Origin of the sequence: Staphylococcus pettenkoferi (assembly GCF_002902685.1) — a bacterium.
GTDB lineage: Bacteria > Bacillota > Bacilli > Staphylococcales > Staphylococcaceae > Staphylococcus > Staphylococcus pettenkoferi.
Genome location: NZ_PPRN01000059.1, coordinates 1 through 12587, shown reverse-complemented (window position 1 = coordinate 12587; position 12587 = coordinate 1). Strand labels below are relative to the sequence as shown.

Here is a 12587-nt window from a genome sequence, read left to right as displayed (position 1 = left end):
TCTTTTCTCAGTGTCTCTATACTTGAACGCTCATATATAGTAAGATGTAAATAGCTCATATTGGCACTCCCTTGTATTTGTTTTTAGTAGTGTATTAACATCTTACAACAAAGTGCCAATTATGGGCATTTTTTATGAAATTTTTTGGGTGTTGCACTTAATATTACAATCCGTCACGATAATATAGATAAAGATATTAAGGCTATATTTAAAAATATTGACCATGACTTTGAAGATGGTGTTTCAGAAGAAATGATGAAACACCTTAATATTGTTAATAATAATATTCAACAAATTCAACAACAGAATGATATTTATGGCCAACAAATAGGAGATATAAAATCGATTATGCAACATCAGGATGCCACAATTTTAGATGGTAATCTCAATATTTCTTCCAGTAGCTTTCACATGGTTTATGGACAGATGCAACCTTCTCAATATCTAACACGTAAAATGTCTATTCTTAAAGATCATATTAATAAAGGCTTTGAAAGATTAGGGGAGACTTTACAGGATAATTATAACGAGTACTTCAGACCTATAGTAGAAGTAGCAAAAACACTAATAGATATCTTTCATGCACTCAATATGGGCATCAAACAAATAAAAAGCACGCTCGAGCAAGCAGATAAAAAGTTATTAAGTAAAATAACATTCTGCGGAATTGCTGTACATAGTATTAAGGTAACCTTAGACAGTTTCGAAAAACACATCGGAAATTGGATTACTTTACTTCATGATTTATTACAAGTTTCACCTATCTTATCTAATCATCTTGATGATATTGTAGAAAATATGAAACCTTTTATAGTAAATACGATGTTTGAGCCAACTCATTATGATGATATGTTTATCTTGAACTCTCAAGCTCAAGGCCGCCTCGACCAAATGGCTCAATAATTCGAAGTAGTCGTTAATGGGTTAAATGAGAATGGGGGCGAAGCGATTAGAGCTATGGATCAATCAGCTCAATTACTTAGGGATAATATGACAGTTGTTAAAGATCAACTCGAAAAGTTGGCGGTTTACTAGATTGTACCATTCCCCGCGCAATAATCATCCTATTTCATCTTCCCCACCACAAAAAGGAGTGACCCACGTCACTCCTTTTACTCTAGTTTATTCTACTTTTGCGTTTGCTTAACACTTAAGACGAGGATTCAATTCTTCTCAAAACCTCTTCTCTCACTTCGAATGAGCCTTAACTTCCACTAAGCACAACCGCCTAGCCCTCAGCCTTTCAACTCAATCGTTCGCTTCGCATTATTGTCTATAATTAGAACACTAAGCTTTCCAAATCAACCATACAACTCGCGCGACTGTCTTGAGCTAGAACACTCAATCTTTCTTAACTGGATCTTTAATAATGGCTTTTCTTAATAAGAAGAATAAGAGTACGAACCCTGCAGTAATAATGGTATGACCGATACCGGCAAAGCCTGCGAATGATTCGGGCACGTGCAAACCGATAACTTGGTATGTTCCTTTAACTGCCATCATGCCGACTGTAACGATGATGCCGATATTGTAAATAATAAAGAACCAATTAAATAAATAATAGGAACTTAATTTAAATACTTTTACGAGTGGAAGTAAGAGTAAGTGCATCATCATACCTAGGATGAGTGTATGTGTATGGACGACGACGAGTTGTGTGTCGCCGGTAAAGTGATGTGCAACGGTGAGTTCTCGGTAGTAGAATCCACTGAACAAACCAATTGCCGTATAGAATAAGAACGCATATAAGACTCTGCGCATAATCAGTCCTCCTTCAAGTGAAAGGAGCGGTGTACAATATCCCCCTCTTGCTTGAGGAATCGCCGAACTCCGCTAAATTTCATTCAGCCCTAACTTCAGCGATTCACCTCACAGCGTTTACATATTGAATGCCCGCTTCTCACTCTTTCTCTATCACTTCTATTCTATCATGATTTACGTGATTTCTTAAAAATTGCTACGAGGGACAAGATAATTGCCACAATGGAAAGAATCCATAGACTTACTGGTGCGTGATCTGCTTTCGCATCATCCTCACCGTTATCGTCCTGCGCTGCACCTTTCTTCACTTTCGTTACTGGTGCAGGTGTCTCAGCATCCTCGTCACCAGTCCATTTCACTACATCGCCATTGTCATAAGTTTGATAGGCTTTCCAGCTAAACTCGCCTTCTTTGTCCGGATTGGCAACTTGAATCGGTAAATCGATAAATTCATTCGGACCAATACCATCTTTCTTTGCTGTCCATGTGATTTTCTCAATATTACCTTTTTTATCTTTCGTAAAATGATGATCGAACGTTGCGTCGGGTGCTACACCTACGACTTCAACACCTTTTGGAACTTCGAGTTCAATTTTATTTGTATTCGCGTCTTTCTCAACTGGTACACGTACATCATATTTTTCATAAGAACCAGGTTCACTCGTATCAGGGTTTAATGTCACATGTGCTTGAACCACTGACACGAGACTTAAGGCGATAACGCCTGTAATCATCGTCGCGATAATTTTACGTAACATCATAATCCTCCTTTAAGTTGGAATATTTATTTGACTCATAATGACACCGAGTAAGATAAGCACGATGCCAATAAGCAATTCTGTATATAACGGCCCTTTCTTTGCTCGACCTTGTGCGCCTAGTGCCCGAACTGTTTGGTACAAACCAAGTGCCATCATTAAGATAGTGAGAATAATTTTACCAATCAGTAATAAACTCCACGTTTGAACTTCGGACCATAAGACTGAGAGATGCGTTTGGTCAAAGAACATGAGTACGCCTGAAGCGATGAGAAGTGCAACTGCGCTCATATTGAGTTTGAATAAAAAGGCTCTCACGTGTGGCACAGATTGTCGATGTGTAGACTGGCATGCATCAATGACCAAGTACACGAGCGCTCCTAACCATAATGACATGCCTAATAAATGGCATACGCGAATGGCAATGGACCATAATGCGATATGCTGATTCCACGCATGGCCAGACATACTGAGTGCTATAAGAATGACAAGTGGTACGAGTGTATACCAACTTTGATGCATGTGTCTTAGCGTCCATAAGTATAGGAAGACGATAATGGCGATAGCTGACAGTATAAATGGTGATTGCATCAACGTGGCTTTGTTCAAGGAAATTAAATCTTGAACGACATCTGAAGATAGTGTCATCATATAGAGTAATGCACTTAAGCCCATCATCATCATGGCGCACCATGCGACGGCAGGTTGTTGAGGTAAGATGGAATAACTGCGTAAACCTCGACGTCGTGCGAGTAGGTTCACGAGATAAAGTCCTACGCAAACAATTACACTGCCTTCTGCGAGATAACGCACGAGTCCAAACCATACGCTCGGTTGTGCGTACCAAGGCGGTGTCGTGTCGACCTTATCTGCTGTCTTCTCTTTCACTGAGAAATTGTAACTATTGCCAACTTCGTGCCCATCGGCTGAAATGGCATGCCACTTCACTTGATGTGTTCCTTTATCTAAATGATCAACGTTAAACGTTAATTTCTTCGATGATCCTGTTTCGTTTGGCTCGAGTTGCTCAAGTTCTTTACCTTTATCATCATACAGTGTAATACCCGAGTGTTTCGTATGCACCGGTTCGTTGAAGGTCATCGTAATCTTCTCAGGTGACTGTTTCACTACTGCATCTTTATCAGGCTGCACTTGTTCGAGTGTCGCGTGGGCAGACACTGGTTGAGACACACTCAATAATGTAATGATGAGACCCATGATGAGAACGAGTGTCATTTTATGTATATGTGTAACTATCCATCTCATCGCAATCCTCCTAGTGATAATATGTCATTGTTCAATGATATTAAATTGGTGTGCCTAACACAATAGTAATTCTAATTCGTCATTGATTGTCCACATCTGTAGGGTTGGGTTGCTTACTGTTTTAGGTAAAAGTGTGACGTGTTTCCTCTATTATATAGAGAATGATTTGGATGATGTGAAAATGTGAAAGTTTTATTTATATGCGTAGTCTAAAAAGAATAGTCATATATCGCTTCCATTGAAGTACGCACTCAATAAATTGAGTCGTGCCGAGAATGTCATCCACCTTTAGTTCCTTCACGGACTCCCCCACTTTTAAAACGCTCGTCTATCTAAAAAATACATCCAAACATAAAAAACGCTCCCCCTATAGAGAGAAGCGTTTCCTAGTCCCGAAATCGCATCATACCACTTATTAAGATGGAATTTCAGTACGTTTATCACTGTGTTTTTTAAGAATAGTTGCAACGAGAATCGCAACGACACCGTAAATCATAAAGCTGATGAGCATCCACATTGTACCGTTTAATGTGATGTGGTGATTCATGTAGAGAATATCTCTAACAGATGTTGCATAGTGCGTAAATGGATTCCAGCTCACGATATATTTTTGATAGAACTTAGGTAACATTTCTGTTGGGAACATCACGAGTTGAATGCTGAAGAACATTGCTAAGAAGAAGATAGGTACGACTGCCATAGTAAGCAATGTCATGCTTCCAAGCACTAGCGCGATGAAACCAAGGATAGTTAATGAAATGAATAGTGCCATGCGTACAGTGTTAGGGAAATCAAATCCTAGCACACCTGACATGAAGTATACATAGCCAAAACCACCTACAAATGCAGTGATGACTGCGAAGAGCATTTGTACTAATGATGCTTTGATACGACTACCAATTGAAACGTTGTTAGTTGTTCTGAATGCATAGAATAATAATACTGAAGCTAAGATGGAGCTCATCCATACTGGCATGAACATTAAGAACGGTGCGTTACCGCCACCTTGATGATCTTTCACTTCATGCATTTTATGGTCTTTGACTTTCACTGGAGTTGTTAAGTCATTGATGTCTTGAGGTGATACTTTCACATCTTGTTTCGCAAGTGTACTTGTTGCTTGTTGTGTAATTTGTTTGTTGATGTTGTCACCTACACCACTGAGCACTTGTGATGCGATTTGAGATGCTTGTTTGTTGGCACCGTCATTCACAGTTGTGTAAACTTTTGCTTTTTCAACTTTGATGTCGTTATTGTCACCTTGTTGTTGCATTTTTTCGTTCATTTGTTTCGCTTTGTCTGCTGGAATATCTCCAGATTTCACTTTATCTTGCATTTCTTGTTTTTTCGCATCCATGATGACTTTTTGAGTTTTGCTCATTGCGTGTTTAGAGAAATCTTTTTCAAGTACGATCATACCGTAATATTTTTGATCTTCTAAGCCGTCTTTAGCTTTTTTCTCACTGTTGACGCTCGTCCATTTGACTGTGTCTGAATCGCTATCAGTGAGTTTATCTTCAAGTTTGTCCCCGATTTTTATCTCTTTATCTTGAATTGTAGTCCCTTTATCATGATTCACGATTGCGATAGGTAAGTCTTTAGGTTTAGGGTTAAAAGCTGGGTAGAATGCTAAGGCGAAGATGCCTAGGATAACTAATATAACAATGGGTGCTAACCATAAGAATTTACTTTTTAAAATATTCATCACTGTCGCCCTCCTTTTATTAAACATTGTGTTGAATATCAATTACGTTGTCTATTATAATAGTTGTAAAAGAGATTACAATATGCAATACACACCGATATGTACATTAATCAACATCGTGTTGTATATTGTTCATTTATTCGAAAAAATTCTTATAAAGAAGGGTTATTATGACAGAAGATCGACGTGTCCGTAAGACGAAAGAGGCCATTAAATATGCTTTAATCGATTTATTGAAGCATAATACGCTAGAGAAAATTACGATTAAAGATATTACAGAAAGCGCGGATATCAATCGAGGCACTTTCTATCTACATTATCTGGATAAATATGACCTGCTCGAACAAATCGAAGACGAATATATCGAACGTCTCTCACAATCCCTAGATTACGATTTGTTTCTTACCCCTCATATCGATGCAGAAACATTTGCGCGAGAATTCGCTACGAAGATATTACGCAATATTCTCTATTATATAGGTGATAATCTTGAATTCTATCGCGTCGTACTCAACATTGGGCATACGACACATATTGAGGAGAAGATTAGAGAGACGATGTTTAAGAATATGGATAAACACATCACCCAGCAAGATATGATCTCGGGTGTGCCAAAGAGTTATTTCCACAGTTACGTGGCTGGTGCGACGATTTCTTTCATTAAACACTGGGTTCAAGATGACAATCCTCCGAGTGCTGATCTCGTCGTCGATTATTTGTTTAAGATTGTTTACAATGGTCCGCTGCGTCTCATGGCCAGCGAGCATTCAGATTATCGAAATAAATAGTTGTCACACGACTCATTATTAGATAATATTAATAAAGTAGTTAACATAAGAAAGGATTGCTGTCACTGATGATTACAGCATATACACAAACACCCACTGAGATTACTGAAACAACGTTAAATCAGAATCCGGATTGGATCAATGTGATTGAACCTGAGCGTGAAGAGGTCGATCAACTCATCGAACAGTTTAATGTTCCTGAGGATTTCTTACGTGATCCACTGGATTCTGAAGAAAGTGCTCGTATTGAATATGACGATGAAACAGGCTATTCGTTGATCATCATCGACTTACCCGTAGTGAATAGTTCTAACTTGAAAGTCTTGTCTTTTATCACACAACCGCTCGGCATTATTATCGGAAATAAACGTATGTTCACTGTTTGTGATACAGACAATGAGTTTCTGGAGAACTTTGCCCGCTTCGATAGTGAAATCAACTTGAAATATCGCAGTCAGTTCGCGCTCAATATCCTACTGACGATTGCGAATCACTATAACCGTAATTTGCGCCTGCTCAATAAGTCGCGTTTACGTATCGAGAAACGTTTGAAGAATAATGTGACGAACAAGCAACTATACAATTTGATGGAAGTCGAGAAGAGTTTAGTTTACTTCTTGGCTGCGTTAAAAGGGAACGACAATATTATTAAGAAGTTGTTCCGTCTACCTGCCATGCATCGTTACGAGGAAGATGAAGAACTTCTTGAAGACTTAGTTATTGAGAACAATCAAGCCATCGAAACGACAGAGCTCTATACGAATATCCTTGAAAGTATTACGACATCTTACTCGTCATTACTTTCTAATGAAATGAATAATACGATGAAGACGTTAACACTCTTTACTGTCTTCCTGACTTTACCGACACTCGTCTTTAGTTTCTTCGGAATGAACGTGCCGTTACCTATCGACGACCATAGCTACGTGTCATGGCTCATTATTATTGGTGTGTCACTTATCCTGGTTACAATCGTCGGCACCCTTTTGTGGAAGAAACGAAAGTTTTAGCCAATGGCTTCATCATTATAAAAACGCGTTATTTCACTATTCTGTATGATTGACAGAACTGAAATAACGCGTTGTTTTTATCTCAATATTTTACTTTATTACTATCTATTTACCTTACGCAAAGAATGTAATTGTTAAGCGACATCTTTGTACTTTTTACGATGAGAAAGAATATACGTAATCGCAAATGCTGCAACAAAGGCGATGATCATACCTATACCATAGTGCAACCAACCTTGATGTTTCGCGCTAATGGAAATAAATCCTGGCAAGCCTGCTGTACCTAAGGCAATGGCTTTCACCTTAAAGAGTGAAATGTATGCGGCACCTAAAGCTGAGCCAATGATCGCCCCGATAAATGGATAGCGAAGTTTAAGGTTAACACCAAACATCGCTGGTTCAGTAATTCCGAGCAATGCTGAAATACCTGCTGCAGATGCGACCCCTTTCAATTTCTTGTTCTCTTTCACAATCAAGAAAGCGGCCAATGCGGCTGCACCTTGAGCCACGTTAGACATCGTTGCGATTGGGAAGATAAATGAGCCGCCTGTTTGTGAACTATCGGCAATCAATTGGGTCTCAATCGCGATGAAACTGTGGTGCATACCTGTGATAACAATTGGAGCGTAGAAGAAACCAAAGATCAATCCGCCGATTGCCCCACCGAAATCGTATAACCAAGTCAGACCGTCTGATAACCAATAACCGAGTGTACGAGTGATTGGACCAACGAATAAGAAAGTGACAAAGGCTGTAACGAAGATTGAAATCAGTGGTGTCAGTAAGTTGTCGAGTACGGTCGGAATAACTTTACGCAATCCACGTTCTAATTTCGCTAGGATATAGGAAGCTGCCAACATCGGTAGCACTTGACCTTGATAGCCTACTTGATTGATATGTAAGCCAAATAAATCCCAGTGCGGAATCGCCTTGCCTGCTTCCATCGCTTTCGGATATTCGTAGGCATTCATCAATTCTGGGTGAACGAGTATCATACCTAGCGCTGCACCTAGGAATGGGTTACCTCCGAAGCGCTTAGTTGCACTAAATCCTATTAATATAGGAAGTAAAGTGAACGGCGCATTCGCAAAGATATTAATCATTCCTGCGAGACCTTTGAACTGATCATGCACCTCAATCAATGACTTACCATCATAGAATAATCCTGGGGCTGTCAATATATTGTTAAGTCCCATTAAGAGACCGCCCGCTACGATAGCAGGGATGATTGGCACGAAGATATCAGATAACATCTTCACGAAACGTTGTAACGGATTCATATGTTGATTGCCTTGATCTTTCACTTCTGAAGTTGTGGATGCTTCCTTACCTGTGAGTTTCTCTAACTCTGCAAATACCTTATTAACCGTGCCTGATCCTACGATAATTTGATATTGTCCACCAGTGGAGAATGTGCCCTTGACGACATCCATCTCTCCCAACGCTTTCTCGTCCACAATACTTTCGTCTTTCAGTACGAGGCGTAGACGTGTCGCACAATGGGCCATCGCTTCAAGGTTCTCTTCCCCACCGATTGCTTGTAATATCTCTTTAGCTGATTGTTTGTAACTCATGTCTGTCACTCCTTTATAGAACCGGTTCCATAATCTTCTTATCTTGATTGTAACCGGTTCCAATCATGAAAGCAATTGTTTTTTCAGTATTGTCACAAATGATTTGTGCGTAAGTTGTGGGTTGCAGTATGGTATTTTAATCTGCCGTTGTTTAAAATGCGCTGATTTTTTCTAGTAAACTTTCATAATTTTAACTTTCACTCCAACATTTTTACCTGCTTAGTCAAATTTGCGCAATTAAGTAGTCTTTTTAGTAAAAAAATCGCTATTAAGTATTAAGAAATACTCAAAAATGTTATATAATAAGTTAACTTCACTTGAGTTTAACCGAATAACTATAATAGGAGAACAGAATATGGAAATTACTTTACACATCCATGATACCATTGAAAGACCTCAACAGCGATGTCTGAACTGCATCAAACTCTATTTCTCTCTCGACGGCGAATTAGAATACTATTTAAATGGTTCGGCTTATATTAATGAAGGAGAGATCCTCATCATTAACCACGGAGACTTATATCAAATTGAACGAGGACACCAAGTCGTGGAGTTAACCCTTCCGCTAAATTACCTCTTGTCTATCTATCCAAAGTTACTGAATGCTTATCTCGATAATTCGTTACTACAGAATCATGACTATTTGAAATATTTAATTCTTAAGATGTTTCGCCCACAAACTGATCAACAAGCTTCTAATCAGAAACTGCTTGAAGAGATGTTATCTATCTTAAAGCGCGAAACCCTCATTAACTACAATTATCCCTATCTTCCTCATGTGCGAACGAATCATAGCACTCTTAATCAAATTATAAAGTACATTAATGACCGTACTGAGAAGAACGTGACTATCGGAGAGATTTCTCAAGCTTTCTTCGTGTCGTCCTCATACATTTCTTTACTATTTAAGAGAATACTGCACATCTCGTTTAAAGACTATATCTCAAGTTTGAAAGTAGCACTTTCGCTCCAACCACTGCTCTCTGAGAAACACTCATTAGCACACGTAGCTGAGCAACTTGGGTATCATACAGTTAATAACTTTACGCGTCATTTTAAAGAGATGATAGGCCTACCCCCACATCAATTTCGGTCACGCCATGCGATTGCTAAAGATATGACAATCCACGTGAGTAAGGTCCGCCCAAATGTATATCATGAGTTCATAAAGCGCGCTGCTACAGAACAACCGTTAATGCTCAATTATACGACGATCAATTTAACAAGTTCACTGAACGCACAGGAAACGCAATCATTTAAGACATTCATCCATGTTAAGGACTTGAACGATTTATTTAGTCAAATCTTTATTAATGAAGAGAATATGCAACTTTCTTCATTGACGAACCCTTACATTATACTTGAGGAAGCACAACCGCTTATCTTTAGCGAGGCACAACGCCCACTCTTGTTAAAATATATCGATAAACATTTTAACCAAAATATCGGTTTCGCTCTCACCTTACACACACCAGAAGAAGTTCAGGGTGTAGAATCGCTCATTGCGCAACTGTACTTGTACAAGCCGAGTTATCTATCAGCGGATCATCATGTGAAGTTGATGCTGATTTATGATGCGAGTGAAATGGCGCAGTGTGACATTGAACATTCTATTAAAAGTTTGAGAGAAAGCTATCCTCAAATTCAATTTGCATTGAAACTTGAAGACTGGCTTAAACAAGTCGAGGGGATTAAACAAGCAGCCGATGATTTGAAGAAGCTAAATTGTGACTATTACTTCATTAGTGTTGACCAAAGTGAAACGTTGACGTTACTGCAAGAACTCCATTCTTCGTTTCATCATTGCAAAACACCGATTGACTACTTCGATACACTTTCGCGTGTATTGGATATTTCTAGTGGTCAATGGATCCATCAACATATCACGAAGTTGCAATTTATCAATGCGCATAATCCGACTGAAGTGCATCTTTCTGAAATGATTACCTACGTAAGTCAGCTCTTAGCACGAGGGATTAGCGTGAGTTTCGATTTAAAAAGTTCGTCGCGTTCAGCTGTCGCCCTTCTCAACCATCATGGTATTCAGAAGCCCATAACGCACATTTATCAATTTCTGAAACCATTCGTAAACACAACGGTACACTTCCATTCCAATTATTTAATCGGCTTACAAGGTGAAACGATCCACCTCTTATTGTTTAATACCTTGAAGCAGCGCCGCTTGAGTACAAACGTTCAGCGTTTCAAACTTATTAATCCATATCATAGCGCGTCACTCCGCTTTACACAGACGCTCAATCGTGACCATGGCTTTATCGATGATGCGCTACCAGAGCAACTTCAACACACGTTGATTGATGATGAGATTCTTAAGCACATGCGTTTGAGTAACACACCTAAATCTGAACTGGTCAGCTGTGATTTCAACCGTGAAGAAGATCAAATTGTTGAGCTTTATAAGGACGAAATTAAATATATTCGTATCTTCCCTCCTCGATAGGAAATGAGACATTAATCTTGATCTCGTGGTCTTATTCTCGCAAGATTGACTAGTATTTGAGATAGCGTTAGCTTTCTTAAATACAGTCAACTACTGCGTTATTGAGATCGATATTTTTTTCTACTAACAATAAATGATTACGTCAATTTTGTTACAGTTTGTAGCGAAAATGTGTTTAGAGAAAGTACAAATCATTGCATACACCTGCAAATTTCGATATAAAGAAGTTAAAACGATTTAAAAAGGAGATTTTAAGGTGAAAGGTAAAGGACTCGCTATAACGCTAAGTGCGATTATGATCATCGTGTGTATTATCTTCGTGATTATCATGTTCGTGTCAGGTCAGAAAGAAACATATTATGGTTACATGAAAGATGATACGACAGCTGAAAAAATCGTCAGTGAAGAAACACATAAAGTAACAAAAGATGTGAAACTCCCATCAGAATCTGGTTTCTCACCTAAAAAAGGTGATTTCGTGAAATTATCTAAGTCTAAAGATGATGGTAAATTCACTAAAATGAAAGTCGTAAAACACGACGATGTGCCACACGGATTAATGATGAAGATTCATAAAATGCATATGGATGGTATGTAAATAGGAGACGACCATGGTGAGTTTAAAATCACTTTGGTCGTCTTCTAATCTTTTTATATACTTAATTTAACCCTTCTATTCTTTTTTCTGTTTTACCTTTTAATACATCATTACCTACTTTATTTACCATATCTTCATAAATTTCTTGAAAGCGAATTTCATCATCATCTACATAACCTTTAAATACAATTTTATCAATATTTTCTTCATTAAAATGAAATGCTTCGTCATCATATACTCCTAAAGGATAGGTACAAGCACAGTAGTCATATAATTCTTTTTTGTGATTACTCTCTAATATTGTACCTCTACTTATAATCATTAATTTTTGACTTCCCTCTTTCAAATAAACTATCGAACCGATTGGTAGCATAAGAACCCTCCTATTTTCTTTAAATTATCTACTTCTCTTTTGCCAAGCATATACTTTATTCTTAGAAAATACTGCACAGTTAATAAAAGTAAAACACATTGTAATATAAACCCAGAATATAAACAAAATTATGTTTTGAGAATCATCTGAAATAAAGATATCAGCCACTCCTATTAATAAAAATAAAAAAAGTCCATAAGAAATAATCAACAAAGTAATATGTAATATAGTAGGTAATATATGAAAATATTTCGTTTCTAACGTTTGGTAATTTAATTTTAATTTCTTATTTA

Annotated in this window: 11 protein-coding genes and 1 pseudogene; 5 read left to right on the top strand and 7 right to left on the bottom strand. The window is 38.0% G+C overall.

Annotated features, from left to right (window positions below; all coding sequences use genetic code 11):
- Positions 1–195 precede the first annotated feature (195 nt).
- A pseudogene (locus CD126_RS12520) lies at positions 196–1035 on the top strand (SA1320 family protein); the annotation flags it as partial.
- Positions 1036–1341: 306 nt separating this feature from the next.
- On the opposite strand, the gene CD126_RS09820 reads toward CD126_RS12520, so the two are convergent.
- From CD126_RS09820 to CD126_RS09805, 4 genes are all read right to left on the bottom strand, one after another.
- A complete protein-coding gene (locus CD126_RS09820) occupies positions 1342–1761 on the bottom strand; it encodes a DUF2871 domain-containing protein (RefSeq protein ID WP_103370408.1) in 420 nt (139 codons plus the stop codon).
- A 167-nt stretch (positions 1762–1928) separates the two neighbouring features.
- Positions 1929–2519: a YcnI family copper-binding membrane protein gene (locus CD126_RS09815; protein WP_049407819.1), complete on the bottom strand. Its 591-nt coding sequence runs from the start codon at positions 2517–2519 to the stop codon at positions 1929–1931.
- A gap of 12 nt (positions 2520–2531) precedes the next feature.
- Positions 2532–3785, bottom strand: a complete 1254-nt coding sequence (locus CD126_RS09810) for a copper resistance CopC/CopD family protein (RefSeq protein ID WP_049407820.1) — start codon at positions 3783–3785, stop codon at positions 2532–2534.
- A gap of 415 nt (positions 3786–4200) precedes the next feature.
- Complete coding sequence (locus CD126_RS09805; RefSeq protein WP_103370407.1) at positions 4201–5490, bottom strand: YhgE/Pip domain-containing protein; 1290 nt, start codon at positions 5488–5490, stop codon at positions 4201–4203.
- Between the two features lie 170 nt (positions 5491–5660).
- Here CD126_RS09805 and CD126_RS09800 point away from each other — a divergent pair, with 170 nt between their 5' ends.
- Together CD126_RS09800 and CD126_RS09795 are read left to right on the top strand one after the other, a co-directional pair.
- Complete coding sequence (locus CD126_RS09800; protein WP_103370406.1) at positions 5661–6278, top strand: TetR/AcrR family transcriptional regulator C-terminal domain-containing protein; 618 nt, start codon at positions 5661–5663, stop codon at positions 6276–6278.
- A gap of 68 nt (positions 6279–6346) precedes the next feature.
- The gene (locus tag CD126_RS09795; RefSeq protein ID WP_049407823.1) at positions 6347–7288 is read left to right on the top strand and encodes a magnesium transporter CorA family protein; all 942 of its coding nucleotides are present in this window, start codon (positions 6347–6349) and stop codon (positions 7286–7288) included.
- Between the two features lie 134 nt (positions 7289–7422).
- Here CD126_RS09795 and CD126_RS09790 read toward each other — a convergent pair whose 3' ends face one another.
- Positions 7423–8862 carry a sucrose-specific PTS transporter subunit IIBC gene (locus CD126_RS09790; protein ID WP_103370405.1) on the bottom strand — a complete coding sequence of 480 codons (1440 nt, stop codon included), beginning with the start codon at positions 8860–8862 and terminating at the stop codon, positions 7423–7425.
- 355 nt (positions 8863–9217) lie between these two features.
- Here CD126_RS09790 and rsp point away from each other — a divergent pair, with 355 nt between their 5' ends.
- Both rsp and CD126_RS09780 read left to right on the top strand, forming a co-directional pair.
- The gene (gene rsp, locus CD126_RS09785; protein WP_169931268.1) at positions 9218–11323 is read left to right on the top strand and encodes an AraC family transcriptional regulator Rsp; all 2106 of its coding nucleotides are present in this window, start codon (positions 9218–9220) and stop codon (positions 11321–11323) included.
- A 256-nt stretch (positions 11324–11579) separates the two neighbouring features.
- On the top strand, positions 11580–11921 hold the full coding sequence (locus tag CD126_RS09780; RefSeq protein WP_103370403.1) for a DUF4889 domain-containing protein: 342 nt from the start codon (positions 11580–11582) through the stop codon (positions 11919–11921).
- 61 nt (positions 11922–11982) lie between these two features.
- Here CD126_RS09780 and CD126_RS09775 read toward each other — a convergent pair whose 3' ends face one another.
- Positions 11983–12294, bottom strand: coding sequence for a DUF4176 domain-containing protein (locus CD126_RS09775; protein ID WP_049407828.1), 312 nt, complete (start codon positions 12292–12294; stop codon positions 11983–11985).
- 24 nt (positions 12295–12318) lie between these two features.
- On the bottom strand, positions 12319–12587 hold a 269-nt coding region (locus CD126_RS09770; protein WP_142381366.1), incomplete at its 5' end, for a DUF443 family protein.

Excerpts from the sequence above, each read along its gene's own strand:
- CD126_RS09820 (WP_103370408.1), bottom strand. The coding sequence starts at position 1,761 with ATGCGCAGAGTCTTATATGCGTTCTTATTCTATACGGCAATTGGTTTG.
- CD126_RS09815 (WP_049407819.1), bottom strand. The coding sequence starts at position 2,519 with ATGTTACGTAAAATTATCGCGACGATGATTACAGGCGTTATCGCCTTA.
- CD126_RS09810 (WP_049407820.1), bottom strand. The coding sequence starts at position 3,785 with ATGAGATGGATAGTTACACATATACATAAAATGACACTCGTTCTCATC.
- CD126_RS09805 (WP_103370407.1), bottom strand. The coding sequence starts at position 5,490 with ATGAATATTTTAAAAAGTAAATTCTTATGGTTAGCACCCATTGTTATA.
- CD126_RS09800 (WP_103370406.1), top strand. The coding sequence starts at position 5,661 with ATGACAGAAGATCGACGTGTCCGTAAGACGAAAGAGGCCATTAAATAT.
- CD126_RS09795 (WP_049407823.1), top strand. The coding sequence starts at position 6,347 with ATGATTACAGCATATACACAAACACCCACTGAGATTACTGAAACAACG.
- CD126_RS09790 (WP_103370405.1), bottom strand. The coding sequence starts at position 8,862 with ATGAGTTACAAACAATCAGCTAAAGAGATATTACAAGCAATCGGTGGG.
- rsp (WP_169931268.1), top strand. The coding sequence starts at position 9,218 with ATGGAAATTACTTTACACATCCATGATACCATTGAAAGACCTCAACAG.
- CD126_RS09775 (WP_049407828.1), bottom strand. The coding sequence starts at position 12,294 with ATGCTACCAATCGGTTCGATAGTTTATTTGAAAGAGGGAAGTCAAAAA.